Annotated in this window: 22 protein-coding genes and 1 tRNA gene; 13 read left to right on the top strand and 10 right to left on the bottom strand. The window is 69.8% G+C overall.

Translation table 11 applies throughout. From position 1 onward, the window contains the following. Positions 1-4 precede the first annotated feature (4 nt). Positions 5-1,096 (top strand): P1 family peptidase, encoded by a 1,092-nt coding sequence (locus ACIGXW_RS26160; protein WP_399575244.1) that lies wholly within the window; start codon positions 5-7, stop codon positions 1,094-1,096. A gap of 41 nt (positions 1,097-1,137) precedes the next feature. Beyond that, positions 1,138-1,332 (top strand): hypothetical protein, encoded by a 195-nt coding sequence (locus tag ACIGXW_RS26155; RefSeq protein WP_399575243.1) that lies wholly within the window; start codon positions 1,138-1,140, stop codon positions 1,330-1,332. A gap of 6 nt (positions 1,333-1,338) precedes the next feature. Here ACIGXW_RS26155 and mscL read toward each other — a convergent pair whose 3' ends face one another. The 6 genes from mscL to ACIGXW_RS26125 form a co-directional block, all read right to left on the bottom strand. Continuing rightward, positions 1,339-1,818: a large conductance mechanosensitive channel protein MscL gene (gene mscL, locus ACIGXW_RS26150; protein WP_071961681.1), complete on the bottom strand. Its 480-nt coding sequence runs from the start codon at positions 1,816-1,818 to the stop codon at positions 1,339-1,341. A 93-nt stretch (positions 1,819-1,911) separates the two neighbouring features. Further along, positions 1,912-2,049, bottom strand: a complete 138-nt coding sequence (locus ACIGXW_RS26145) for a hypothetical protein (protein WP_177337429.1) — start codon at positions 2,047-2,049, stop codon at positions 1,912-1,914. A 213-nt stretch (positions 2,050-2,262) separates the two neighbouring features. After that, on the bottom strand, positions 2,263-3,135 hold the full coding sequence (locus ACIGXW_RS26140) for an S-methyl-5'-thioadenosine phosphorylase (RefSeq protein WP_399575242.1): 873 nt from the start codon (positions 3,133-3,135) through the stop codon (positions 2,263-2,265). A gap of 101 nt (positions 3,136-3,236) precedes the next feature. Next, positions 3,237-3,551, bottom strand: coding sequence for an FmdB family zinc ribbon protein (locus ACIGXW_RS26135; RefSeq protein WP_399575241.1), 315 nt, complete (start codon positions 3,549-3,551; stop codon positions 3,237-3,239). A 66-nt stretch (positions 3,552-3,617) separates the two neighbouring features. Beyond that, positions 3,618-4,901 carry an MFS transporter gene (locus ACIGXW_RS26130; RefSeq protein ID WP_071961678.1) on the bottom strand — a complete coding sequence of 428 codons (1,284 nt, stop codon included), beginning with the start codon at positions 4,899-4,901 and terminating at the stop codon, positions 3,618-3,620. 249 nt (positions 4,902-5,150) lie between these two features. Further along, the gene (locus ACIGXW_RS26125; RefSeq protein ID WP_399575427.1) at positions 5,151-6,704 is read right to left on the bottom strand and encodes a potassium/proton antiporter; all 1,554 of its coding nucleotides are present in this window, start codon (positions 6,702-6,704) and stop codon (positions 5,151-5,153) included. A 275-nt stretch (positions 6,705-6,979) separates the two neighbouring features. Between ACIGXW_RS26125 and ACIGXW_RS26120 the strand changes: the two genes are divergently transcribed. Beyond that, positions 6,980-9,901 (top strand): penicillin acylase family protein, encoded by a 2,922-nt coding sequence (locus ACIGXW_RS26120; RefSeq protein WP_399575240.1) that lies wholly within the window; start codon positions 6,980-6,982, stop codon positions 9,899-9,901. 9 nt (positions 9,902-9,910) lie between these two features. Here ACIGXW_RS26120 and ACIGXW_RS26115 read toward each other — a convergent pair whose 3' ends face one another. After that, entirely contained in the window at positions 9,911-10,525 is a 615-nt protein-coding gene (locus tag ACIGXW_RS26115) for a 5-formyltetrahydrofolate cyclo-ligase (RefSeq protein WP_071965252.1), read from the bottom strand. 81 nt (positions 10,526-10,606) lie between these two features. Here ACIGXW_RS26115 and galU point away from each other — a divergent pair, with 81 nt between their 5' ends. The 7 genes from galU (at position 10,607) to ACIGXW_RS26080 (ending at position 15,938) form a co-directional block, all read left to right on the top strand. Beyond that, positions 10,607-11,509, top strand: a complete 903-nt coding sequence (galU, locus tag ACIGXW_RS26110) for a UTP--glucose-1-phosphate uridylyltransferase GalU (RefSeq protein WP_360908985.1) — start codon at positions 10,607-10,609, stop codon at positions 11,507-11,509. A gap of 4 nt (positions 11,510-11,513) precedes the next feature. Beyond that, positions 11,514-12,824 carry a gephyrin-like molybdotransferase Glp gene (glp, locus tag ACIGXW_RS26105; RefSeq protein ID WP_399575239.1) on the top strand — a complete coding sequence of 437 codons (1,311 nt, stop codon included), beginning with the start codon at positions 11,514-11,516 and terminating at the stop codon, positions 12,822-12,824. 64 nt (positions 12,825-12,888) lie between these two features. Further along, positions 12,889-13,392, top strand: a complete 504-nt coding sequence (moaC, locus tag ACIGXW_RS26100; protein ID WP_399575238.1) for a cyclic pyranopterin monophosphate synthase MoaC — start codon at positions 12,889-12,891, stop codon at positions 13,390-13,392. After that, positions 13,389-13,895, top strand: a complete 507-nt coding sequence (locus tag ACIGXW_RS26095; RefSeq protein WP_399575237.1) for a molybdenum cofactor biosynthesis protein B — start codon at positions 13,389-13,391, stop codon at positions 13,893-13,895. Before moaC ends, ACIGXW_RS26095 begins: the two co-directional genes overlap by 4 nt. After that, positions 13,892-14,542 carry a GNAT family N-acetyltransferase gene (locus ACIGXW_RS26090; RefSeq protein ID WP_071965256.1) on the top strand — a complete coding sequence of 217 codons (651 nt, stop codon included), beginning with the start codon at positions 13,892-13,894 and terminating at the stop codon, positions 14,540-14,542. Before ACIGXW_RS26095 ends, ACIGXW_RS26090 begins: the two co-directional genes overlap by 4 nt. 146 nt (positions 14,543-14,688) lie before the next feature. Beyond that, the gene (gene glpR / locus ACIGXW_RS26085) at positions 14,689-15,756 is read left to right on the top strand and encodes a gephyrin-like molybdotransferase receptor GlpR (protein ID WP_399575236.1); all 1,068 of its coding nucleotides are present in this window, start codon (positions 14,689-14,691) and stop codon (positions 15,754-15,756) included. Positions 15,757-15,864: 108 nt separating this feature from the next. Then, positions 15,865-15,938 (top strand) — tRNA-Ala (locus tag ACIGXW_RS26080). A 262-nt stretch (positions 15,939-16,200) separates the two neighbouring features. On the opposite strand, the gene ACIGXW_RS26075 is transcribed toward ACIGXW_RS26080, so the two are convergent. Beyond that, entirely contained in the window at positions 16,201-17,991 is a 1,791-nt protein-coding gene (locus tag ACIGXW_RS26075; RefSeq protein ID WP_399575235.1) for a hypothetical protein, read from the bottom strand. After that, positions 17,988-19,007 carry a hypothetical protein gene (locus ACIGXW_RS26070; protein WP_399575234.1) on the bottom strand — a complete coding sequence of 340 codons (1,020 nt, stop codon included), beginning with the start codon at positions 19,005-19,007 and terminating at the stop codon, positions 17,988-17,990. Before ACIGXW_RS26070 ends, ACIGXW_RS26075 begins: the two co-directional genes overlap by 4 nt. Between ACIGXW_RS26070 and ACIGXW_RS26065 the strand changes: the two genes are divergently transcribed. Beyond that, positions 18,993-19,310 carry a helix-turn-helix domain-containing protein gene (locus ACIGXW_RS26065; RefSeq protein WP_399575233.1) on the top strand — a complete coding sequence of 106 codons (318 nt, stop codon included), beginning with the start codon at positions 18,993-18,995 and terminating at the stop codon, positions 19,308-19,310. The genes ACIGXW_RS26070 and ACIGXW_RS26065 overlap by 15 nt on opposite strands. Before the next feature lie 212 nt (positions 19,311-19,522). Here ACIGXW_RS26065 and ACIGXW_RS26060 read toward each other — a convergent pair whose 3' ends face one another. Continuing rightward, entirely contained in the window at positions 19,523-20,047 is a 525-nt protein-coding gene (locus tag ACIGXW_RS26060) for a hypothetical protein (RefSeq protein WP_399575232.1), read from the bottom strand. 3,725 nt (positions 20,048-23,772) lie between these two features. Here ACIGXW_RS26060 and ACIGXW_RS26055 point away from each other — a divergent pair. Together ACIGXW_RS26055 and ACIGXW_RS26050 are read left to right on the top strand one after the other, a co-directional pair. Next, positions 23,773-24,330: a hypothetical protein gene (locus ACIGXW_RS26055; protein ID WP_399575231.1), complete on the top strand. Its 558-nt coding sequence runs from the start codon at positions 23,773-23,775 to the stop codon at positions 24,328-24,330. Between the two features lie 519 nt (positions 24,331-24,849). Continuing rightward, on the top strand, positions 24,850-25,443 hold the full coding sequence (locus ACIGXW_RS26050) for a dihydrofolate reductase family protein (RefSeq protein WP_399575230.1): 594 nt from the start codon (positions 24,850-24,852) through the stop codon (positions 25,441-25,443). Positions 25,444-25,475 lie beyond the last annotated feature (32 nt).

Genomic DNA, 25,475 nt, shown 5'->3' with positions numbered 1-25,475 from the left:
ACGGATGACTGATGCTCGTAAGCCGATGGATGCGCTGACGGACGTGGCCGGACTGCGGGTGGGGCACGCGCAGCGGACCGGGGGAGGGGCGCTGACCGGGACCACCGTGGTGCTCACCGAGCCGGGCGGGGCGGTCGCGGCCGTGGACGTACGGGGCGGCGGCCCCGGGACGCGGGAGACGGACGCCCTGGACCCGCGCAATCTCGTGCAGCGCGTCGAGGCGATCGTGCTCACCGGCGGCAGCGCCTACGGGCTGGACGCCGCGTCCGGGGTGATGGCCTGGCTGGAGGACGCGGGCCGCGGCTTCCGGGTGGGACCGGACCCCGCCCAGGTGGTGCCCGTCGTGCCGGCCGCCGCGCTGTTCGACCTGGGCCGCGGCGGCGACTGGCGGGCCCGCCCGGACGCCGCGCTCGGCCGGGAGGCGGCCGAGGCAGCGGCCCGTACCCCCTCCGGCGCCCCCGTGGACCAGGGCAACGTCGGCGCCGGCACGGGAGCGGTGGCCGGCGGCCTCAAGGGAGGCATCGGCACCGCCAGCGCCGTCCTGCCCTCGGGCGTGACCGTCGCCGCCCTCGCCGCCGTCAACGCGGCCGGCGCCGTGGCCGACCCGGCGACGGGCGTGCTCTACGGGCGCCTGTACGAGGGCGGCCGGGTCGCCTACCCGGAGCCGGAGCGCCACCACGCCGCCCGGCAGGCCCTGGACGCCGCCCGCCGGGAGTCGGCCGAGCGCTGGGCCGGATCCGTGCGGCCCCCGCTGAACACCACCATCGCCGTCGTCGCCACCGACGCCGCCCTCACCCGCGCCCAGGCGCAGAAGCTCGCCGGCACCGCCCACGACGGCCTGGCCCGCGCCGTGCGGCCCGTCCACCTGCTGACCGACGGCGACACCGTCTTCGCGCTGGCCACGGGCGAGCACCCGCTGCCCGAGGAGGACCACCTCCCCGGCAGCGCCGACTTCGCGGCGGGGGCCGTCAACGAGATCCTGGCCGCCGGCGCGGACGTGCTGACCCGCGCGGTGGTCAAGGCGCTGCTGGCCGCGGAGGGCGTCGACGGCCCCGGTGGCGTCTTCCCCTCGTACCGGGAGCTCTACGGGGACTGAGGTGAGGGCCGAGGGGCCCGGGGCGCCCGTACCCTGGAGGCATGACCACCGCCCCCGAACCCCGCGCGCCCCGGCCCACCCCGGCCGCCGCACTGATCTTCGACGATCCGCTGTCGCAGCAGTCCTCTGACGACACGGACCGCGGCTGGGGCGACCGCCCGGGCCGGAGCGACGGCGAGAGCAGCGCCGCCGACCTGGCCCGGTTCCTGGACGAGAAGCCGCCCCACCACCTCTGAGGCGCGCTAGCGCGGCGCCGGCACGGAGTCCGAGCCGGGGCCGCGGCGCTGCTCGATCAGGGTGTCCCGGATCTGGGCCAGCAGCTCGATCTCGGTCGGCTCGGCGGGCTTGCTCTCCGCCGGGGCCTTGGCGGCCTGGCGGTCCTGCCAGCGCTTCATGGGCAGCAGCATCAGGAAGTACACGACCGCCGCCGTGATCACGAAGGTCAGCGTGGCGCTGAGCACCGCGCCCCACTGGATGTAGACGCCCTTGGTGACCTCGCCCGTCGCGGCGCGGGCGCACGGGCCCTTGAGGCAGGCCGCGTAGTGGTCGAGGTCCTTCGTGCCGAAGGCGCCGACCACGGGGTTGATGACACCCTTGACCACAGAGTTCACGATGTTGGTGAACGCCGCCCCGATGACGACGGCGACCGCGAGGTCTACCACGTTGCCCCGCATCAGGAATGCCTTGAAGCCTCCAAGGACCCCTGTCTTCTTCTCGCTCACCGAACAGCCTCTCTCTGTGCGCACCTGTGACGGAATGGTCGATTCCATAAGATACGAGAGAAAACAGCCGCTCTGTCCACTCGCGCAACACGATCAGCCCACGCGCCAGTGGGCCGGCACGGACGAGCACAGCGCCACCACGCCGGCGACCGCGATCACCCCGGCCGCGACGATCTCCCGCCGCCTTCGACCGTAGTGCCCGCGCCGCCCCACCCGCACCGGCGCGAACATCGGCACTCGGCGCCCAGGGGGAGCCCAGGAGGGCGGGCGAGCTGCCGAAGGGGAGGGGGACATGGAAGAAAAGGGCACCGGAACCACCGCCTGTCGTGAGGAACCCCGAACCGGACGCCCCTCACGATCCCCGCTTCCGCCCCGACCCGCTGAGCCCTGTGGACGACCCACGGCTTGTGGAAAACCCCGCCGCCCGCCCGGGTGACGCGCCCGCTACGGCAGCGTGATCCCCAGGTCCCAGCCGTCGTGGGCACGCGTGCACAGACAGGACCGGTCCGCCGTCTTCGGCAGTGCGCCCACGGCGTCGAAGAGCACCTCGCGCAGCCGGTCCACGTTCTCCCCGAAGACCCTCAGCACGTCCTCGTGCGAGACGCCCTCGCCCGTCTCGGCGCCCGCGTCGAGGTCCGTGACCAGCGACATCGAGGTGTAGCAGAGGCCCAGCTCACGGGCCAGCACGGCCTCGGGGTGCCCGGTCATGCCGACCACCGACCAGCCCTGCGCCGCGTGCCACCGCGACTCGGCCCGGGTCGAGAAGCGGGGCCCCTCGATGACGACCATCGTGCCGCCGTCCACCGGCTCCCAGCCGCGCCCGCGCGCCGCCGCCACCGCCACCGCGCGCCCGGCGGGGCAGTAGGGGTCGGCGAAGGTCATGTGCACGACCTTCGGCACGGTGCCGTCCGCCAGGGGCTCACCGTCGAAGAAGGTCTGCGTGCGGGACTTCGTACGGTCCACCAGCTGGTCCGGTACGAGCAGCGTCCCCGGCCCGTACTCCTCCCGCAGGCCGCCCACCGCGCACGGGCCCAGCACCTGCCGCACGCCGACCGAGCGCAGCGCCCAGAGGTTGGCCCGGTAGTTGATGCGGTGCGGCGGCAGCCGGTGGTCGCGGCCGTGGCGCGGCAGGAAGGCGACCTTGCGGCCGGCCAGTTCGCCGAGGAAGAGCGAGTCGCTCGGCGCACCGTAGGGAGTCTTCACGGAGATCTCGGTCACATCGTCGAGGAAGGAGTAGAACCCCGACCCGCCGATGACGCCTATCTCCGCCGTTCCCGCCGTTTCCGCGGGCGTTGCTGCGCTGATCGTGTCGGCCATGCGGTCACCCTAACCGCCGCTCCGCGCCGTGCGGAGGGCACAAAACGACGAAGCCCGCCGCCTCACGGGGAGGCGGCGGGCTTCGGTGCGTACGCGGTGCGTCAGGCGGCCGAGCTGCTGCTCGTGCTCGACGACGACGTGCTCGTGGAGCTCGTGGACGTGGAGGAGCTGCTCGAGCTGCTCGCGGTGGACGACGTGGAAGTCGTCGACTTCGCCGCCGGGCTGCTGCTGGACGACGAGCCGCGGCTGTCGTTCCGGTAGAAGCCGGAGCCCTTGAAGACGATGCCGACCGCAGAGAACACCTTCTTGAGGCGTCCGTCGCACTGCGGGCATACGGTCAGGGCGTCATCAGTGAACTTCTGCACCGCCTCGAGGCCCTCGCCGCACTCGGTGCACTGGTACTGGTAAGTCGGCACTTGCTCCTCCTGGCACTCTCACTCGTTGAGTGCTAACGACGCTCAATAGTGCAGTATTCCGGTCCGTCAGTCCACTGAAACCGGCTCACGGTGACCGACCCCACGTGCCGCGACGACCGACTCGCCCTTCGGGGTGAGCGCCTTGCGCAGCGCCAGCAGGACCACCAGGGCCAGGGCCGTACCGCCCAGCGGCACCAGGAAACCGGTGCTCGCGCTGTGGGCGTCGATCAGCCGGCCGCCCACGGTGGCGCCGGCCGCCTGGCCCAGGCCGACCGCGCCGGTGAGCCAGGTGAACGCCTCGGTGCGGGCGCCCGCCGGGACCAGCTTCTCCACCAGCGTGTAGCCGGTGATCAGCGAGGGGGCGATGCACAGACCCACCAGCATGCCGAGGGCGCCCAGCAGGACCATGTGGTGCGCGGCCCACAGCGGGGTCGTGGCCAGCACCAGCAGCGGGTAGGCCAGCAGCAGACGGCGCTGCGGGCTCGTCTTCCAGGCGATGACGCCGCAGGCGATGCCCGCGATCATGTTTCCGGCCGCGAAGGCGCCGTACATCAGACCGTTCAGGCCCGGGTCGCCCATTTCCTTGGTGAAGGCGGTCATCGACACCTGCATGCCGCCGAAGACGGTGCCGATGCCCAGCATGACGATCGCCAGCACCCGCACGCCCGGCACGGACAGCGCGGAGACGCGCTTGCCGGCCTCGGCGGCGTCGGCCGCCGCGCCGCTCGGCTGCGGCTGCGTGCGCCGCTGCGCGGCGAACAGCAGACCGCCGGCCAGGGTCAGCACGGCCTCCGCGACCAGACCGGCGGCCGGGTGGACGCCCGTGCACAGCGCCGTGGCCAGCACCGGGCCGATCACGAAGGTGAACTCGTCGGTGACCGACTCGAAGGCCGCCGCCGTCGACATGAGCGGCGAGCCGTCCAGCTTCGCCGCCCACCGCGCCCGCACCATCGGCCCGATCTGCGGGGTCGACGCACCGGCCGGCACGGCCGCCGCGAGCAGCGCCCACAGGGGCGCGTCCGACAGTGCGAGCACCGTCAGCAGCGAGATCGCGGCGGCGTGCACGATGACGCCGGGGATCAGCACCGCGGCCTGTCCGAAGCGGTCCGCGAGCTTGCCGCTCTGCGGGGCGAACAGGGCCATGGCCACGCCCGCCGTCGCGGAGACGGTGCCGGCGGTGCCGTACGAGCCGGTGGTGTGGTTGACCAGCAGCAGGATGCCGATGGTCAGCATCGCGAAGGGCTGCCGGGCCAGGAAGCCGGGGAGCAGGAACGACAGCGCGCCGCGCGTGCGCAGCAGGCTGCCGTACCCGGGGCGTGCCCCGGCGGTGTCGTTGACCGTGGATGCCACGGCCGGGCCTTTCCGCCGCCTGGTAGCACGCCCCGAACGGGGTCGCCGCACGGTGCGCGCCGAGAGCTGTCCTCTCGCGCAGGACCGTGGTAGATGCCTATCCGGCCGCCTTGTGTCGCGCGACCGCGGCCGCCGTGCGGTCGCGCCAGCCCTGCATCAGGCAGAGTTGGTTCGGTTTGTTCGGAAGAGTTCGTAAACGAACGCTACGTAGCGGAAATCCTCGCTACATGAGCGAATAGCTTACTTAACCTACTTCCTCTTTACCAGACCCCTCTTTGCCTTCCGCTTTGCGGAAGCATCCGCGGGACCTTCGGCCGCCAGGGTGGCCGTGCCCAGCCAGCCCGCGAGCTTGCCGCCCTCGCCCACCGCGCGCAGCCGCCGCTCGGCGGCGTCGCGCACCGGATCGGTGGCGACCACCAGCAGCTCGTCGCCGTGGCGCAGGACGGTCGTGGGCCCCGGCACGAAGCTGGAGCCGTCCCGGACGACCAGGGTGACGCCGGCCCCCGCGGGCAGCCGCAGCTCCGAGACCTCCACGCCGTGCATCTTCGAGCCCTCGGGGATCGCGACGGACAGCAGGTGCCCGCGCAGCCGCTCCAGGGGGGCCGACTCGATGCCCAGGTCCTCCGGTTCGTTGTCGCCCAGCCGCAGGTGCCGGGCCAGCCACGGCAGGGTCGGGCCCTGCACCAGGGTGTAGACGATCACCAGGATGAAGACGACGTTGAAGATCCGGCGGCTGTCGGAGACACCGGCCACCATGGGGATGGTGGCGAGCACGATGGGCACCGCGCCGCGCAGCCCGGCCCAGGACAGCAGCGTCTTCTCCTGCCAGGACGTCCGGAAGGGCGCCAGGCTCAGGAACACCGACACCGGCCGGGCGACCATGGTGAGCACCAGCCCCACCACCAGCGCCGGCATGATGTCGTCGCCCAGCTCGTGCGGGGTGACCAGCAGGCCGAGCAGGACGAACATGCCGATCTGCGCGATCCAGCCCAGCCCCTCCGCGAAGCCGCGGGTGGCCGGCCAGTGCGGCAGCTTGGCGTTGCCGAGGATCAGCGAGGCGAGGTAGACGGCCAGGAAGCCGGAGCCGTGGGCCAGCGCGCCGGCCGCGTAGGCGGTGACGGCGATGGCCATCACGGCGATCGGGTAGAGGCCGGAGGCGGGCAGGGCCACGTGCCGCAGCCCGTAGGCGCCCAGCCAGCCGATCGCGAGGCCGGCGGCCGCACCGATGGCCAGCTCCAGCGCGATCCTGCCCAGGAGCGTGTACCAGTCGTCGACGGGGCCCGCGGCCGAGAAGGCGACGACGAGGATGACGACGGGGGCGTCGTTGAAGCCGGACTCGGCCTCCAGGACACCGGTGAGCCGGCTGGGCAGCGGAACGTTGCGCAGCACGGAGAAGACGGCGGCCGCGTCCGTGGAGGACACCACGGCGCCGATGATCAGGGCGTGGCGCCACTCGACGCCGGCCAGATAGTGCGCGGCGGCCGCGGTGACGCCCACGCTGACGGCGACACCGAAGGTGGAGAGCACGGCGGCGGCCGGCAGGGCCGGCTTGATCTCGTGCCACTTCGTGCCGAGACCGCCCTCGGCGAGGATGACGACCAGTGCGGCGTAACCGATGACCTGGGTGAGACCGACGTCATTGAAGGAGACGCCGATGCCGTCCTGGCCGATGGCGACGCCGATGCCCAGATAGATGAGCAGGCTGGGGAGCCCGCTGCGCGAGGAGACCCGTACCGCCGCCACCGCGACGAGCAGAACGAGCGAGCAGATCAGCAGGAGTTCGTTGAGGTGGTGGACAGTCAGGGGCCGGTCCCTTCACGAGGTCTTCCACGGGCGTCGTGCGTCGGTGTCTTCACGGTATGACCGAAACGTTCCTCCTGATCTTTGACGGTGGTTCGGCGATTCGAACAAGCGTTCAGCTGACGGGAAGTTAATTTCCTCATCTAATATTTTACGGGTTCTTGACGCCGCATCGTCGCGCCGGTGGCTCTGATCGGCACCGAGTCCGGGCGCTGTCCGCCCTGCGCCTATGGTTGCTTCCAGCATTCCAGGACCACACTGCCCCTCTAAGGACAGCGATGCCCGCCAACAAGACCGGCCCCGCCAAGAAGAAGAAGGGGCGACGCGCCCGCCTGCTCGTGATCACCCTCGTGCTGCTGCTCGTGGCGGGCGTCGCCTACGGCTCGTACTGGAGCGTCAGCACCGTTCGCGCCTCCTTCCCGGAGACGGAAGGCACTCTGCAGCTCAAGGGTCTCTCCGGAGAGGTGAAGGTCGCGCGCGACAAGAACGGCATTCCGCAGGTGTACGCGGACAGTGCCGAGGACCTCTTCCGCGCCCAGGGCTTCGTGCAGGCGCAGGACCGGTTCTGGGAGATGGACGTCCGCAGGCACCTGACGTCCGGACGGCTCTCCGAGATGTTCGGTTCCGGCCAGGTGGAGACCGACGCGTTCCTGCGGACCATGGGCTGGCGCAAGGTCGCACAGCAGGAGTACGACTCCAAGCTGTCGCCGGCCACCAAGAAGTACCTGCAGGCCTACTCCGACGGAGTCAACGCCTACCTGAAGGACCGCAAGGGCAAGAAGCTGTCCGTCGAGTACGCGGCCCTGGAGTTCGAGAACGACTACGCGCCCGAGCCCTGGAGCCCGGTCGACTCCGTCGCCTGGCTCAAGGCCATGGCCTGGGACCTGCGCGGCAATCTGCAGGACGAGATCGACCGTTCGCTCTCCGCCTCCCGCCTGAGCCCGCAGCAGATCGAGGAGCTGTACCCGGCGTACCCGTACGACCGGAACAAGCCGATCGTCGAGGGCGGCTCCGTCGACCCCACCGGCAAGACCTACGACCCCAAGGGCGCCGCCGCGGGCGCCGCCCAGCCGGGCACCGCCGCGGGCGCGGCGACGGGCGGCGCGGGCGCCGCCGGGGGCCTGCGCTCCAGCCTGGCCTCGCTGTCGAGCACCCTGGAGAAGGTCCCGGCACTGCTCGGCCCCAGCGGCAACGGCATCGGATCCAACTCCTGGGTCGTCTCCGGTCAGTACACGACCACCGGCAAGCCGCTGCTGGCCAACGACCCGCACCTCGCGCCGCAGATGCCCTCGCTCTGGTACCAGATGGGCCTGCACTGCAACAAGACCAGCGCGCAGTGCCCGTACGACGTGGCCGGCTACACCTTCTCCGGCATGCCGGGCGTGGTCATCGGCCACAACCAGGACATCGCCTGGGGCATGACCAACCTGGGCGCCGACGTCTCCGACCTGTACCTGGAGAAGGTCACCGCCGACTCCTACCTCTACGACGGCAAGCAGCAGGCCTTCACCACCCGCAAGGAGACCATCAAGGTCGCGGGCGAGAAGAGCCGTGAGATCACCGTCCGCGAGACCAACAACGGCCCGATCGTCTCCGACCGCAACGACGAGCTCGTCAAGGTCGGCGAGAAGGCGCCCGTGAAGGACCCGGCGCCCGACCGCGGCGAGGGCTACGCGGTCGCGCTGCGCTGGACGGCGCTGGACGCCGGCAAGACCATGGACGGCCTCTTCGCGCTGAACCAGGCGAACGACTTCACCTCCTTCCGCAAGGCCGCGGCCGACTTCGAGGTCCCCTCGCAGAACCTGATCTACGCCGACACCAAGGGCAACATCGGCTACCAGGCCCCCGGCCGCATCCCGGTCCGCGGCAAGGCCGGCAAGGGCGAGGAGCCGGCCGGCCAGACCGGCGCGAACACCGGCCAGACCGGCACCGGCAACACCCCGAAGGCCGACCTCAACGGCGACGGCAAGATCGACGCCCGGGACGAGGCGGCCAAGGCGGACGGCAAGACCGAGGCCCCCGTCGTCGACGGCCGCTACCCGGCCCCCGGCTGGGACCCGGCCTACCAGTGGACCGGCTGGGTGCCGCAGTCCGCGCTGCCGTACGACTACAACCCCAAGCGCGGCTACATCGTCACCGCCAACCAGGCCGTCGCCGACAAGAAGTACCCCTACCTCCTGACGCAGGACTGGGGCTACGGCGCCCGCAGCCAGCGGATCAACGACCTCATCGAGTCGAAGATCAAGGACGGCGGGAAGATCTCGACCGACGACATGCAGAAGATGCAGCTGGACAACAGCAGCGAGATCGCCAAGCTGCTCACGCCCTACCTGCTCAAGATCGACCTCAAGGGCGCCAACGAGCGCGAGACGAAGTACGTCCGCGAGGCGCAGAAGCTGCTGAAGGACTGGGACTACAACCAGGAGGCCGACTCGGCGGCCGCCGCGTACTTCAACGCGGTCTGGCGCAACACCCTCAAGCTGGCCTTCGGCAACAAGCTCCCCAAGGAGCTGCGGGCCAAGGACCAGTGCCTGCGGGTGCGCCCGGCCGAGGGCCCCCGCCCCCAGGAGGACCTGGACGGCAGCACCCGCCTGGTCGTGGAGTGCGGCGAGCGCGAGCCCGACAACGCCCAGCCCGACGGCGGCGACCGCTGGTTCGAGGTCGTCCGCAACATCCTCGACAAGCCCGACAACGCGTGGTGGAGGACCAACGGCACCCGCGCGAACCCCGACGAGCGCACCCGTAACCGCGACGAGCTGCTGGCCCGCGCGATGAAGGACGCCCGCTGGGAGCTGACCTCCAAGCTCGGCAAGGACGTCACGCAGTGGAGCTGGGGCCGTCTGCACCAGCTGACGCTGAAGAACCAGACCCTCGGCAAGGAGGGCCCGTCCATCGTCAAGTGGATGCTCAACCGCGGGCCCTGGAACCTCGCCGGCGGCGAGGCGGCAGTCAACGCCGCCGGCTGGAACGCCGCGGGCGGCTACGACGTGATCTGGGTGCCGTCCATGCGGATGGTCGTCAACCTCGGCGACCTCGACAAGTCCCGCTGGATCAACCTCACCGGCGCCTCGGGCCACGCCTACAACGCCCACTACTACGACCAGACCGACAAGTGGGCCAAGGGCGAGCTGCTCCCCTGGGCCTACAGCGCGGACGCGGTCAAGAAGGCGGCGGACGCGACGCTGACGCTCAAGCCGTAGCCGGCCGTCTCACGGCCGGAAGCGGCGCACCCCGCCAGGGGTGACCACCGCGTGCACGGGGTGGTCGTGCGGTTCCTCCGGGACCCGCGCGACCACCTCGTCGTCGTAGAGGAGCACCACGCGCGCGGGGTCGGCCCCCGCCCGGTCCAGTCGGGCCAGCACCCGGTCGTACGAGCCGCCGCCGCGCCCCAGCCGCAGCCCGCGCCCGTCCACGGCCAGCCCCGGCAGCAGGACGGCGTCCGCCCGCGTCACGGCGTCGGGGCCCAGCCGCTCGCCGTCGGGCTCCAGCAGCCCCTTGGCGGCGCGCACGAGGTGGTCCGCGCCGCGGTAGAGCCCCCAGTCGAGGTCGTTGTCGGGGAGCAGGACCGGCAGCAGGACCCGCACGCCCCGCGCGCGCAGCGCGTCCAGCAGCGCGCGCGTGCCCGGCTCGCCGCCGACCGAGACGTACGCGGCCACCGTCCCCGCCCCCGCGAGCTCCGGCAGCTCCAGCGCCCGCCGCCCCAGCGCGGCCTCCGCCGCCTGGATGTCATCCTTGGTCAACCCCGACCTCACCGCCAGGAGGGACCGCCGCAAGGCGGCTTTGCTACGGTCGACGGGGGCGGGTGTTCCGGCGGACTCGATCATTGTTCGTACAAACTCCTTGTCTCGGGTCATACTCGGCGGAGTCACATCTTCCGCTCAATCTCAACGGATAGTGTTCGGCCCATGACTCAATCCCGCCCTCGGATCAGCAAGGCTGTCATCCCAGCCGCCGGGCTCGGAACGCGTTTTCTCCCCGCCACCAAGGCCACGCCCAAGGAGATGCTGCCGGTCGTCGACAAGCCGGCGATCCAGTACGTGGTCGAGGAGGCCGCCCACGCGGGGCTGTCGGACGTCCTCATGATCACCGGACGGAACAAGCGTCCGCTGGAGGATCACTTCGACCGCAATTACGAGCTCGAGGAGGCCCTGCGCCGCAAGGGCGACGACTCCCGGCTCGCCAAGGTCCAGGAGTCCAGCGACCTGGCCACCATGCACTACGTCCGCCAGGGCGACCCCCGGGGCCTGGGCCACGCGGTGCTGTGCGCGGCCCCGCACGTCGGCGACGAACCCTTCGCGGTGCTGCTCGGCGACGACCTCATCGACGCCCGTGACCCGCTGCTCTCCCACATGGTCGAGATCCAGCGCAAGCACGGCGGCAGCGTGATCGCGCTCATGGAGGTCGAGCACGCCCAGATCGGCCTCTACGGCTGCGCGGCGGTCAAGCCCACCGACACCGACGGCGTCGTCGAGGTCACCGGCCTGGTCGAGAAGCCCGACCCCGACGAGGCGCCCAGCAACTACGCCGTGATCGGCCGGTACGTCCTCGACCCGGCGATCTTCGACGTGCTGCGCGAGACCGAGCCCGGCCGCGGCGGCGAGATCCAGCTCACCGACGCCCTCCAGGCGCTGGCCGCCGAGCCGGGCCTCGGCGGGCCCGTGCACGGCGTGGTCTTCAAGGGCCGCCGCTATGACACCGGTGACCGCGGTGACTATCTGCGTGCCATTGTCAGACTGGCATGCGAACGTGAAGACCTGGGCCCCGACTTCCGGGCCTGGCTTCGAAGTTACGTCACCGAGGAGATGTAGCGCTTTGAGCAGGACCGCCGACAAGGCCGCCAGGGGGGACCGCCTCTGGTCGGTGGACGAGCACCTCGACGACATCCTCGGGAAGATCCGCCCGCTGGAGCCGATCGAGCTGCAACTCCTGGACGCCCAGGGCTGTGTGCTGGTGGAGGACATCACCGTCCCCGCCGCCCTGCCCCCCTTCGACAACAGCTCCATGGACGGCTACGCCGTCCGGGCCGCCGACGTCGAGGGCGCCAGCGAGCAGTTCCCGGCGGTGCTCACCGTGGTCGGCGACATCGCGGCGGGCAGCGGCGAGCGGACCGCCGTCGGCCCGGGCGAGGCCGTCCGCATCATGACCGGCGCCCCGGTGCCGCCCGGCGCCGAGGCCGTCGTCCCCGTCGAGTGGACCGACGGCGGCACGGGCGGCGGCCCCGTCACCGCCATGGCCGCCGGGCCCGGCGCGAACGGCGCCGGCGGCGAGGTCCGCGTCCACCGCCCCGCCGCCCCCCGCGCCCACATCCGCGCCCGCGGCAGCGACGTCGGCGCCGGCGAGATCGCCCTGAAGGCCGGCACGGTCCTCAGCCCGGCCCGGATCGGCCTGCTGGCCGCCATCGGCCGCGCCACCGTGAAGGTCCGCCCGCGAGCCCGCGTGGTGATCCTGTCGACCGGCAGCGAGCTCGTCCCGCCCGGCGAGCAGCTCGCCTCCGGGCAGATCCACGACTCCAACAGCTTCATGCTCACCGCCTGCGCCCACGACGCCGGAGCCATCGCCTACCGCGTCGGCGCCGTCGAGGACGACCCCCACACGCTGCGCGCCACCCTCGAGGACCAGCTCATCCGCGCCGACGCGGTCGTCACCAGCGGCGGCGTCAGCGTCGGGGCGTACGACGTGGTCAAGGAGGCCCTCTCCGGGCTGACCGGCGAGGAGGGCAGCGTGGCTTTCCGCCGGCTGGCCATGCAGCCCGGCAAGCCCCAGGGCTTCGGCCGCATCGGCCCCGACCGCACACCCCTCTTCGCCCTGCCGGGCAACCCCGTCAGCTCTTACGTCTCCTTCGAGCTCTTCGTACGGCCCGCCCTGCGCGCCCTGATGGGGCTCGAGCCCTTCGCCGACCGCCGGACCGTGCGGGCGGTGTGCACGGAGGGCGTCGAATCCTCGCCCGAGGGCCGGCGCCAGTACCTGCGCGGCCACTACGCGGACGGGGCCGTCGCCACGGTCGGCGGCGCGGGATCACACCTGGTCAAGGCACTCGCCGACGCCAACGCCCTGATCGTCGTCCCCGAGGACGTCACCTCCGTCCCACCGGGCACCGAACTGGACGTGGTGCTTCTCGACTGACCGGCCGCCCCGCCGGGTACGGTGGCTGCCCACAAGCACCACAGGGGCCCGGACCGGGAGAACGATGAGCAGCGCGCAGGAGCATCTCACCCACCTCGACGACGCGGGCGCGGCCCGCATGGTCGACGTCTCGGCCAAGGAGATCACCGCCCGCACCGCCCGGGCCAGCGGCCGGGTGCTCGTCGCGCCGCGCGTCGTGGAGCTCCTGCGTGGCGAGGGCGTCCCCAAGGGCGACGCTCTCGCCACCGCCCGCATCGCCGGGATCATGGGCGCCAAGCGCACCCCCGAGCTGATCCCGCTCTGCCACCCCCTCGCCCTGTCCGGGGTCACGGTCGACCTCGCCGTCGCCGACGACGCCGTCGAGATCCTGGCCACCGTGCGCACCACGGACCGTACGGGCGTGGAGATGGAGGCCATGACGGCCGTCGCCGTCGCCGCTCTGACGGTGGTCGACATGGTCAAGGCCGTCGACAAGAGCGCCGTCATCACCGACATCCGGGTGGAGGAGAAGACCGGCGGCAAGTCCGGCGACTACGTACGCCCCGCGGCCGCCGGCGGCGCCGCGTGAGCCCCCGCCCGGACACCGCCTACCGCGCCCTCGTGGTGACGGCCTCCAACCGGGCCGCCGCCGGGGTCTACGAGGACAAGGGCGGCCCCCTCCTCGCCGAGGGCCTGGGCCGCATGGGCTTCGCCGTGGACGGCCCGCGCGTCGTCCCCGACGGCGACCCCGTGGAGGCCGCCCTGCGGGAGGCGGTCGCGGCCGGCTACGACGTCATCGTCACCACCGGCGGCACCGGCATCTCGCCCACCGACCGCACCCCCGACGCCACCCGCCGCGTCCTCGACCACGACATCCCCGGCATCCCCGAGGCCATCCGCGCCGAGGGCATGGCCAAGGTGCCCACAGCGGCGCTCTCCCGAGGGCTGGCCGGAGTGGCCGGCCGGACGCTGATCGTCAACCTCCCCGGCTCCACGGGTGGGGTACGCGACGGCCTGGCCGTCCTGGAGCGGCTGCTCGTCCACGCCGTGGACCAGCTGCACGGCGGCGACCACCCGCGAAGCCCCGCATGAACATCTGGCCCGTCGAGCTGGCGGACGGCGACATCGCCCTGCGCCCCATAAGGCTGCGCGACCAGCGCGCCTGGCGCGAGGTCAACCGGCGCAACCGCGACTGGCTGCGCCCCTGGGAGGCGACCGTCCCCCCGCCCCCGCCCGGCGTCCCGCCCGCCCAGCGCCCCACCTACCGGCAGATGGTCCGCCACCTGCGGGCCGAGGCGCACGCCGGGCGGATGCTGCCGTTCGTGATCGAGTACCGGGGCCAGCTGGTGGGCCAGCTGACCGTCGCCGGGATCACCTGGGGCTCCATGTGCTCGGCCCACGTCGGCTATTGGGTGGACGAGGCGGTCGCGGGCCGGGGCGTGATGCCGACGGCCGTCGCGCTGGTGGTGGACCACTGCTTCCGCACCGTGGGGCTGCACCGCATCGAGGTCTGCATCCGGCCCGAGAACCTGCCCAGCCGCCGGGTGGTGGAAAAGCTCGGTTTCCGCGAGGAGGGGCTGCGCCCGCGCTATCTGCACATCGACGGCGCGTGGCGGGACCACCTGGTCTACGCGCTGACCGCCGAGGAGGTTCCCGAGGGGCTGCTGACCCGCTGGCGGCGGTCCCGTCCGGTCGATGGAACGGGGGCCGGTGCGGGCGGCCCCGCAGAAATAAAATAAACGTTCGAATTTGACTGTCAATTGACGGTATTCGTTGACTTCCGGTCTCAGTAATCACAAAAAAAGTTCGAGATATCAGCCGGATCGTGCGACACACCGCGCCAATTGGCGGAATCCGCCGCGCGTACCCCTCTACCGTTGGACGGGTGAGCAGCAGCGGCCTGATCTACGCAGTCATCGTCGGGGCCTGGGCCGCCTACTTGGTGCCGATGTGGCTCCGTAGGCAGGACGAGCTCAATGAAGCCCGTCCGACGGAACGCTTCAGCACGGCCATCCGGTTGCTGTCCGGACGGGCGGGCATGGAGCGCCGTTACGCCAAGGAACTCGAGGGGCGCGCCCCCGCCGAGGCGCCGGCCTCCGCGGAACCCGCGGAGCCGGAGCCGGAGCCCCGCGCGCCCGAGCCGGACGTCGCGACCGAAACGGTCGACGCCCGGTCCTTCGGCGCGCCCGCCTCCGGGGCGGCGCAGGGTCCGGCGGCAGCCGGCCCCGCCTCCGCCTCCGGGCAGGTCTCCGCGCAGACGGCCGCCGAGCGCGCCCGCCGCTCCAAGGTCCTCGCCCGCAGGCGCCGGACCACCGTGCTGCTCTTCCTCGGCTTCACCGTCGGCGCGATCGTCGCGGGCGTCGGCGGCCTGGCGTTCCTGTGGGCGCCCGCCGTCCCGGCGGCGCTCCTGAGCGCCTACATCTGCTATCTGCGGATCCAGGAGCGGCGCCGGTTCGCCTTCACCATGGACCAGCGCCGCGCCGAGCTGGCGGCGCAGCGGCTGCGCGAGGGCCGGCCCCGCCCTCACGCGGCGGCCCCGGAGACGGACGCCGCCGCTGACACCGTGATCCACCGCCAGGGCCCCGGCCCCGCCGACGCCTCCCCGCACAGCGCGGGCCGCCGCGCCCTGGTCGAGCAGACGGACCACGCCGAGTGGGTCGACCAGCAGCGCGACCGCGGTGCGGGGGAGGGCTGGGAGCCCGTGCCCGTACCGCTGCCGACGTACGTCTCGGCGCCGGTCGCCCCCCGCGCCGGTGCCGGCGTCGACCTGGGCGGCCCGGACGCCTGGAGCTCCGCCCGCTCGAGCACCGCCGAGCCCACCGCCGACCACGGCCGGGGCGCCCCCGAGGAACGCCGCGCGGGCCGCTACCGCCGCCGCCCCCGCGAGCGGGGCCGCACCCCGCTGTTCGACCAGTACGCCGACGACGACCGCCCCCGCGCCGCCAACGAGTGACCCGCCCCGGCCGGGGCGCCCCGCCCGCACCGCGCCGACCAGCGGCTGGGCGGGGGGAGCGGATTTCCGAGCACTCCGATGGGGATGCTAGAGTTTCACTCGTTGCAAGGGCCTGTGGCGCAGTCCGGTAGCGCACCTCGTTCGCATCGAGGGGGTCAGGGGTTCGAATCCCCTCAGGTCCACCGCACGACTGTTCTTGAGTTAGCTCAGGAAGAGTTGACGAGATCCCGTCCGATCATTCTGATCGGACGGGATCTTCGTGTTTCTGGGGTCTGTTCGAGGTGGTTTCCGAACTCGGCGGCCCTGGGGGTGGCTGCTCGGCTGGCTGTATGGCGGGTTCGGGGGTGGTTCCGGGTGCGGAGGCCATGCCGAGGGCGCCGCTGGGCAAACAGTCGGCGGTGGGTGTGCTGGTTGCTCTTCAGGAACCCGGTGTTGCGGCCTTCGTCAGGGTGGGGGAATGCCTCTGTTGTCCGGCGAGGCCGGCGCAGGCCGGTCGCGGTAGGGGCTGTGACTTCCCTCTTCGGGGTGGGGCTGGGTTCCTGTGGCCAAATGCCAGTCGTGGAGGATCTGCAGGTTGAGGGTGCAGATCATCAGCGCGACGAGGATCGTCTGGGCGACGCGTCCGTGTGCGAGGCGCTTCTTGGGGTCCGCGATGTCGATGCGGTGGCTCTTGGCTCGCCCGTTGAGGCCCTCGTTGTTGGCCCGGATGGGCTTGTAGGTGTCGTGCCAGGCAGGGCCGAGGTAGGGGAAGTCCTGCCGGAATTTGTCTCGCTGGCCCAGGTCGCCGGGGCGGACGGTGATGGTCGGCTTCTGGCAGATCCTCGGGAGCTCGCTCTGCGGCAGGGGCCGCAGACGTTCGGCCGGGTCGATGGGGACGATGGCTTTGGCCGCGGTGTGGGCGGTGGTGGCTCGCAGATTGGTGAGGTCCACGGCCGTCGGGCGCGCGGCGGGAGTGCGGCGGGTCTGGTTGAAACGCGCGCAGGTGACCGAGGGCGAGGGGCCGGCAGCAGGGCATTGCAGCCGGACGGTGCCGTGTGCGTCGGCGGATTGCTTGAGTTTGAGGAAGAACGGTCTGCGGCTGGCGATGAGCCGGGCGAGCTGGTCGTCCATCTCGCGTACCGCTTTGTCGTCCAGGCCGGTTGTCGCGTGCGCGAAGGCGGTGGGCATGGCGGGGCAGGTGAGGACGCCGTCGACGAGGAGCGCGCCGAGATGGGTGCCCTGGACGCCGCGGTGGACCTGTTTGTAGTCGAGGACGAGCTGGTAGCCCATGTGGCGGGCGGGCCGGGCGAAGTGGTCGGTGGTCTGGTCGGTGTAGGCGCGGTCGGCAGCCAGCACCCCGGTCGGCAGCCCGAGCGGCACCAGGGTCTTCAGGGCGTGGATGGCGTTGGGGCCGATGCGCTTGCCGGGGGTGTCGAGGACGAAACCAAGCGCAAGTTGAGGGTGCCTGCTGACCCGCTCGCCCTCGCGTGGGTGGCCTGCTGGATGGCGGCGGCCGCCGGCAACGAGCAGGGTCGCGCTGTGTCCGAAGATGCCCTCGGTGGCGCCCCCGCAGTAGTGCCATCCGGCCGTGATCTCAACGGAGGCCAGGCCCTTGTGGGGCTTCGGCTCGTGGTGCCAGGCGGGAACTGGTGTGGTGTCGACGCCGATGTCACCTTTCCAGCCCTTGAACAGTCCGCGCTTGTGGGCGAGGCGGACGGTGACCAGGACCAGGCGGTCGCTGATCTCCTGCAGCAGCCTTCGGCGCCGGAGATGTTCTGCGTCCTCGTCCTCCCAGGCCGCAGCGTGCTCGGCGGCTTCCTCGGTGGGCAGACGGCGGCGTCTGTCGCACCGGTGCGGGTCGAGGGCGCTGGTCAGCCGGTCGAAGGCGCGGTAGAGGCGGCGGGAGAACGCGATCCGGAAGTGCGGGTTGTGCCGTTCTCCCTCGACGCCGAGCCAGCTCCGCGCGGTGGGGCGGAGCTCGTCGAGCAGGACCCGGCAGGCGTCGGCCAGGGTGGCGCTGGAGTGGTAGTGCAGCGACAGCATCAGACCGACCAGCACCGTCCGCACCGGCAGCCCGTCCGGCCCTGGGCGGCCGGCCAGCTCGGCATCGATGAGGCCGAACACTTCACTGTCGTGCAGGAGCGCATCGAGCTGGCCGACCTTGGAATCGGGTATCTCGAAAGGTGCGTCGGTGACCGGACGGGGCCGGCATTGCCTGATCTTCTTGCTGTCCCGCCAGGAGCGGGGGATGGTCACGGCCTGGGGCCTCGCAGAAGCCGGGCCGCAGTGTCGTCATCAAGGGGCGGCACATGATGCTGGTAGCGGGCCAAAGACGCCGCCGAGGCCAGCCCTGCGGCCTTGGCGATCAGGTCATGGCCCAGCCCGGTGGCCATCAGCCGCACGATCCACGTCGCCCGCAGGCGCCCGACAGAGACCTTCGGCAGGCCGTCCGGGGGACGGTGTATGAGCGACCAGGAGCCGATGAGGTTCTTGGCGTACTCGGTCGTGCGGCGGGGCCGGAACAGGTACCCGCTGCCGGCCTGACAGGCCAGTTCCTCCACGACCGCCTCCCAGCCGGCGTGAACGGCCAGCGGATGCTCGCGCAGGACCCCGGTGTGCACCAAGGGACCGTCCTTGTCGCCGCGGCGGCGCAAATGGCAGCCGAGGCTGGAGGCGACTTCTTTCGGTTGCAGACCACAGCCTGCCCCGAGTCCCAGCAGGACCAGAGCATCCGAGCGCTGCTGTCCACGAAGATGCACCGCCCAGTGCTTCAATCCTGCCAATTCGGCCTGGCTGTAGGGAGAGTGAGGGCTGGGGTCGGCGTGCAGGCGGGCGGGGGCGGCCTCCCCGCGTTCACTCCATGCCAGCGCGTCACGGACCCTCAGGAGCCAGGTCCGGTAGGTCCTCACCGACGACGGCTCAAGGGCTGCAGCGCGCGAGAGCACGTAGGTGTCGATGACCTCGTTCCGCAGCCAGGCGTCCGGTTCCCTGGAGTACCCGGCCTCTGTGGCCCAGATAGCCAGAGAGGCCATGACGTGCAGCAGCCGTTCCACGTCGTAAGGAACTGCGCTCACGGTGGCGGCCACCACCGATCTCACCAGCGGCGCGACCTCCTCCCAGAGAGGCGGTGCCTCACGCGGCCGGTAACGGGCGATCTTCGAGGACGTGTCGGGATCAAGGATCACGGTCCACGAATAGCGGCTGGACAAGCAGCCGTCCGGAGATTGATCCACTTCGACAGAGAGGACGGTGCGCGCATGGTCGGCGGACACGCCCGCGCACGCCCCCCGCGGGAGATGACCGGCGATCCGGAAGCCTGGCCCGAGGCGCCCAGCCCGGATGCCGGGGCCGAGGCCGTCCGACAGATCGCCCGCCGCCTTGTGCGAGCGATGCAGGAGCGGGGGCTGAGCCTGCGCGCGACGGCGGCGGGCTCCGGGGTCAACCGGCAGGCCATCGCCGACCTGCTGGCCGGGAGGTCCTGGCCGGACGTCGCGACCATCGCCCGGCTGACCCACTTCACCGGCGTCCGGCTGTGGCCGGACGGGCCCGTTCGTGTTCGACGAAGCAAACAATGAGCCTCAATTCGCACCCGGAATCGCACGACTGCGACCGGGCATGACGATTTCGCGGCTCCGCCCCCAACACCGGGATGATCTCCACTAGTGTCAGGACACGCGAGAGCCACCTTGGTAGGGACTCAAGCAACCGGCACCGCCGAGCTCACATCTCGGCGGTGCCAGCCTTCATCCGCCGCAGCGGGCCGAGGCCGCACCCGGCGGACACCTCATCAGGTCACCCCGGCCTCCTCCGCAGCCTCGTTTGCCGCAGCGGTCGGCTTGAGCGCGAACCAGGCCACAGGGCCTTCGACGATCAGGCCCTTCTTCACCATGGTCTTCAGCCGCGAGCGCGTCGTCTCCAAGCGGCTCTCACCGATCGCGGGCACCAGATCCTGCAGCTTCACCGCCCGGCCCGTCTGCGCGAGCAGAGCCAGAATCCGCTCACGAGCCACCTCCAGTGGCAGTTCCTCCAGCACCGGCTCCGAAGGCTCCTCCGCAGGGCCGGGCGTTTCATCGTCCACCGGCCCATCGGCGCCCGGCCCGACCTCGGCGCCGGCGGGGCCGCCTGACGCGCCGGAGAACGGCTGACCAGCACTGCTCTCAGTACCCGTGGCTCCCAGCGAGACGAGAGTGGCGCGGGTGATCGCCAGATGTGCCAGACGCTCCTCGCCCTGCGCGACCTTCTCACGCAGAACCGCCAACTCCCCTCGGACGATGGCCTCTTCATTGTCCAGCCGATCGAACAGCGACGTCATCGCCCGCCCTTGGCCCTGTATCCGCATCATGTAGACGGGATCCAGCCTCAAAACCGCCAGAACCCCGCCCGCACTCTAGGGGAGCCAGGCAGAAGATCACAGAAGGTGATCACTGGTGCTCCCAAACGACAACTCACTTCTGCCTTGAGCTCGATGTTCACCACAAGCCGACAGATACCGCTCACCCTGTAGCCCGGCTGGATGTCACACATACACGGGCCCCAGAGCAATCCCCAGCACTGGGAGCAGTGCATCGATGTGTGCGACTTCCTGGAGCAAGTACGTCTGAGGCTGTGCGGCTGCCCAGGTGGCTCCCTGCACCACCTCGAAGCAATGCTGATCGGCTACCGGGTCGCGCTGGGCGTGCATGCGGTCAACGAGCCCTTCGGTTTCTGGAACGACGCCTTGTTCAGCCACTGGCTCTCTCTAGACGGGAAGCGTCCTCAGACGCCCGATGCGCCGCAGATCAGATCGCCTCGTGAACGCGCGCTAGCCTGCCCCCTATCGGACCTGGCGCTCGCCGTGTCTCCAGTCAGCGGGAAGGCCCCCAGGGGGAACAGAACACTCTGTCGGCGTGCCCGAAGGTGGAAGCGCGCACCCGGACTGCCAAGCTCATGGACAGTGGATGGCCAGTCCGAGTGGCAAGCTGTCATCTGATAGCCGATAATCTTTATGGATGGTCTTTAGCTAAAAGTATCCGCCTTCATTTGGGGGTGGAGTAGATGGCCGATCAAGAAATGCTTGCCTGGCGTGAGCGTCGGAGCCGTCGGTGGGAGTTGCCGGTACGCTTTGGTCTCCCCGAAGCCCGGAGCATGATGGGCTGCGTCGCAGCCCCCTTCCTTGCAGGCTTCTCCCTTACCGCTACCGTGGCGACGCTATCCTTGAAGCCAGCCGTTTCTCCCTGGCACGACTGGGCCAGCTTTATGTTCCTCTTCGCTGCCGTCCTCTTCCTGCTGACGGTCCATGCCACTCTATGGGCACGCATGTACCTGACGACGGCTAAGCAGATCTGGGACTGGTGGCCCGAAAACCCTCCCGAAGAGGCGGACTGGCCACGATTGCGGGCGGAGCAGCGGACGCACGCCAAGGGTTTCGATCTGTGGATCGGGCGCGCGGTTGTTGCGTATGACAATGGCGTATTTATGGTTCTGCTGGGGATGACCTTTGTTGTCATTCCTGCGGATGCGCATTTCACGATTCCTCGAATTCTCGCAATCTCCACTGGGGGGATAGCCTGCGGGGTGGAAGTCGCTTGGAGAAGCCTTGCCAGACGGGCACGTGCAAGAGCGAGGCAACGGGAAGACCGGTTGAGACAGGGCCTTCCAGCAGTCGATCCAGCTTGGTGGGAAGGGTTCTTCCACCCGAACCCCGTACCCCCTGAGCCCGATCCGGATGCACCTTCTGGCGGAGCTGCAGCGGCTGCAAGTGGCCCTGGGGGATCACAGACCCCCTGGCGCTCGGCCGGCCAATGAGCTACCCGCACTGCGTGGACGGGCTGAAGTCGCAGTAATTGATAGGAGGAAAGTCCTATTCCGTACATAGTCTTCTCAGAGAACGCGCCCAGCACGCCGATCCAATGGTTCCCTACCCGAAAGCAAGCGGAAGACTTCATTGATCGGAAGCCTTCGATTGAGCGCAGCGGCTACTTCATTCGTGAAGGGAACCCATCTGCGTACGTGCCACCCGGCTCGACATACACAAACCGTCCGCCACTCTAAGCCTGTCAAGCTCGGTCCTCTGGGAGCTCGCATGAGTGGCGGGGGCTCGTGCGCCGACGGCGTTCGGGGCAGTCGGGGGAAGGTGCCCAGCGACAGGGGGTGTACCGCTGGAAGCCTTCTGATGCGATAGGAATTCATAACCTCATATGGGCTGCCTACCGAGCGTTCCCCGCGTTCATCTCTCGCTCCAGTTCGACTCGTTCCCGGCGTCCAGGCCCTCCGAGGTCAGGAGGTCGGAGGTCGGCCCCATTTGAATTCCTCACCTCACCGCGTACTCCCGCCATCGAAGGGCCATCACTCCGAAGCGGGAACCTCAGTAGTCAGTCGCGCTCGGTGTGCATTCACTCCATTGATGAACCTCTCCCAGTCTGATTCCGAACTTGGTGCCCCCAGGTCACGGCTCGCTGATGAACGCCGAAATGGCTCAGTTGGGTGAGGCAGCGCAAGCGGGGCATTTCACTGCGCCGGCGCCAGCGCATGCTTGGCAGGTGGCTTGCACAGCCACTGAACCAGTTCCCTTGCATGACGGGCATCTACTCCGGCTGTCAGGAGAACCTCGCCCAGCGCAGCCCCAGCATGGCAGCGCAACCCTGGCTTCACCTGTGGCGTGACAAGGGGTGCAAGGGACTGCCCGATCATTCTCGCACTGTCGACAATTGCGTCCCGTCCGGTACGAGACAATTGTTAGACCGATAACGGCAGTGATTACCGCCGCAGTTTTCATCCCCCACCTCTGTTTCGGCTGGGACTCCACGAGCGGCTCATTATCTGCAGCTGGACCGTCCGCCTCGCCCGGTGAATCCCATAGAGTGCGGTACTCCTGACCGAGCTCCTCATTGGCTTGGTGCACTTCGTGTACGCGCGCAAGGGCGCAAGCGGCATCGGCTAGCAGACTCTGATTGTCCTGCGTCAGCCGCCACACCTCAGTAGGCAGAACAGCGTTCCCTGCCTGGGCTGATGCCTTTGCGATCATCCGCACTGCTGGGCCCAGGTGGCCGATGCGTTCCACATCGTCGAGGACCTCGCTCTCAACCCTGTCAGAGTTTTCGATCTGATCCAGGGAGGTCTCACCCTGCCGATCCGCAGTCAGCCGCTCGTCTTTGGCCATGGCAAGAAGATCCAGTGCTTCCTGCAGCTTGCCCCGCGCCTCCGACACATTTACGGGGGGTGCACTCAGGCGGCACAACATGTCGTACTCACGCCGCAACCGACTGCATGTCCCGGCCAGCACGGCAGTCATCGGGACCAAGACCGCCGTCGTGCAGGTGGTACTTGCCAACACCTGTGCTGCGGCTGCCCGGCACCTCTGGGCCGCACTTAGGCTCGCGAAGTCCGACGCCAGCTTCTCGTGCTTCTGGGCCAGGTCCTCGATCGCCTGATGCAGGCCGCCGACCGTGTCGATGAGTGTCGCGCTCGTCTTCTGCAGGGCGCGCACCGAGTTGTCGGCCCTGCAGAACCCGATGTGAGGATCACCTCGGCCGGCGTCCCACAGTGCACGGGCTTTCTTTACCCGGCTTCCCTGCTCTTCTGGCGGGCTGGTCGCGTCGATCACGGCCGCGACAAAGTCCCAGTCCCTGTCCAGCCCTTTCCCGCAGAGCCGATCCGAGATGGTGCTGCAGCTGGGGACCTGGCGGTTAGGGTCTTCCTTGCTTTGCCACTCAAATCCAGTGATTCTGGCACGAAGCGTCTCATTCGTAAGCCCTGCTTCGTTCACCCACCGGCACAACAAGGAAGCGAGCTCGTCGACCTTCGCGTTCTTCCCTGCCGGATCTTTCCTGGGGCGTCCCGGTTTACCCATATATGCACCCATCTTGTCGGGCGGCGGGCTGCGGTGCCCTTTCTCCGAGTTATCCAGTGAGTACGTCGGAGAATGTGGCGTGAGGCAACCCCAGCACACGACCATGGCTCCCGCCGCGCTTAGCTCGCGATCGATCACGACTGGAGCGGCAATGACCCCGGCCGGGCCAAAAACTGTCCGTATCCGCTCACGTCATTCCAGGAGTGCGTGTGAACCGCCTCTTCCTGCCCATCGCCAGAACCCTGACGCTCGCGGCCGCTCTACTCGGTTTCGGCCTCGCCACGTCCGTCTCCCATGCCGACCCGCGGCCCGCCAACTGCTCCACCACGCTGCCGGCCATGACCGGCACTGTGGATGGCCACCTCGCCAACGACCCGGTTGCCGGACTCCGCATGGAGACTTGGGTGATCGTCAACCGAGACACCGGACAGGTCGACACCACTACCCACGCGCGCTCCCTGTTCCTAGCCAAAGGCTTTACTGCCAGCAGCTTCTCGGTCGGCTTCGATGCATGTGGCCGTGCCATCGCACTCACTCCGCCTGTCAACACCAGTGTCGAAGCGATCTGGTTCGGCCAGAGCAGCCGCTGGAAGAGCACTCACCTGGACATCGATCCAAGGCTTGCCCAGCGGATCGCACGCATCGAGGTCGTGAACGCCCACAGCCCAGCCTCCGCACAGGAGATCTTCAATCGCTGGAAGCCTGTGGTCTGCGCCGCAGTCCGCATCATCAGCCTGTGGATCGGGAAACCGATCTCCTGCCCCTGACGGCCTACAGCCCTTCCCTGCTCTGAGTGACAACAGTTGTTGTGTCGGCCTCCTCCGGAAGCCGACACAACAACTGTTCCAACCGACCTGCCTGTGCCTGCCCTGCCCCCTGAGGGGCGGCCTCCCGGCCACTTCCCGCACCTCTGGGGAACGATCACTCGCCACCTGGGAAACGATCTACAGGAGCTCGGAACGCGGCAGGTCAGACCCACTCGTGAACACCCGACCGCAACAACTGTTCTTGAGTCAGCTCAGGGATGGTTGACGAGATCCCGTCCGATCATCAGATCGGGCGGGATCTTCGTGTTTTCCGGGGTCGGGGCGTCCCTTCGAGCTGAAGCCCCCTCAGGTCGCCGAGGTCGGCGCCTCCTTTCTTCCCCCTCCGTCCATCCGGAACCTCGTCTCTCACTTTGGGTGATGGTCTTGCATAACCACTACAAGCAGAGCACTATGCGTGAAGTGGTTGCGCCCCCGGCAGGGGGTGACCGCCAATGCCACCCAAGGGAAACGAGGACCACCTTGCGCAAGCTCACCTACTTCGTCGCCTGCTCGATCGACGGCTTCATCGGCGACCCGAGTGGTGACGCGTCGTCCATGTACCAGTTCGTGAACGAGGAGTTCCTGGAGTTCCTGGAGTTCCTGAAGACGGAGTACCCGGAGACCATCTCCGCCGAGGGCCGGAAGATGCTCGGCCTGGAGGACCTGGACAGCCGGGAGTTCGACACGGTGATCCAGGGGCGGGGCAGCTACCAGCTCGCCCTGGACGCCAACATCGCCAGCCCGTACGGGCATCTGCGCGAGTACGTCGCGACCCGGAGCCTGGAGGAGTCGCCCGACGCGAACGTCACGCTCATCGCCGACGACCTGGTCGGCGCGATCCGCGAGCTGAAGGCGGAGGACAGCGAGCTCGGCATCTGGCTCTGCGGTGGCTCGCAGCTCGCGGGCCAGCTGATCGACGAGGTCGACGAGCTGGTGATCAAGACGTATCCGCAGGTGTACGGCTCGGGCATGCCGATGTTCGGCTCCCACTTCGCGGTCACCGACTTCACGCTGGAGTCCGTCCGCTCCTTCGACAACGGGGTGCTGGTCAGGAAGTACGTCCGCAAGCGGTGACCCCGCCGCGCCGCCCGTCCCCGCCCCGTCGG

Source organism: Streptomyces sp. NPDC053079 (assembly GCF_044546695.1).
Lineage (GTDB): Bacteria > Actinomycetota > Actinomycetes > Streptomycetales > Streptomycetaceae > Streptomyces.
The sequence above is the reverse complement of the archived record's forward strand: the minus strand, read 5'-3'. Positions and strand labels throughout refer to the sequence as shown.

Bases quoted from the DNA above. Each gene is read 5' to 3' on its own strand.
- ACIGXW_RS26065 (WP_399575233.1), top strand. From the start codon at position 18,993: ATGGTCGGCGGACACGCCCGCGCACGCCCCCCGCGGGAGATGACCGGC.
- ACIGXW_RS26145 (WP_177337429.1), bottom strand. From the start codon at position 2,049: ATGTTCGCGCCGGTGCGGGTGGGGCGGCGCGGGCACTACGGTCGAAGG.
- ACIGXW_RS26060 (WP_399575232.1), bottom strand. From the start codon at position 20,047: ATGACGTCGCTGTTCGATCGGCTGGACAATGAAGAGGCCATCGTCCGA.
- ACIGXW_RS26160 (WP_399575244.1), top strand. From the start codon at position 5: ATGACTGATGCTCGTAAGCCGATGGATGCGCTGACGGACGTGGCCGGA.
- galU (WP_360908985.1), top strand. From the start codon at position 10,607: ATGACTCAATCCCGCCCTCGGATCAGCAAGGCTGTCATCCCAGCCGCC.
- ACIGXW_RS26120 (WP_399575240.1), top strand. From the start codon at position 6,980: ATGCCCGCCAACAAGACCGGCCCCGCCAAGAAGAAGAAGGGGCGACGC.
- ACIGXW_RS26155 (WP_399575243.1), top strand. From the start codon at position 1,138: ATGACCACCGCCCCCGAACCCCGCGCGCCCCGGCCCACCCCGGCCGCC.
- moaC (WP_399575238.1), top strand. From the start codon at position 12,889: ATGAGCAGCGCGCAGGAGCATCTCACCCACCTCGACGACGCGGGCGCG.
- ACIGXW_RS26115 (WP_071965252.1), bottom strand. From the start codon at position 10,525: ATGATCGAGTCCGCCGGAACACCCGCCCCCGTCGACCGTAGCAAAGCC.
- ACIGXW_RS26140 (WP_399575242.1), bottom strand. From the start codon at position 3,135: ATGGCCGACACGATCAGCGCAGCAACGCCCGCGGAAACGGCGGGAACG.
- ACIGXW_RS26090 (WP_071965256.1), top strand. From the start codon at position 13,892: ATGAACATCTGGCCCGTCGAGCTGGCGGACGGCGACATCGCCCTGCGC.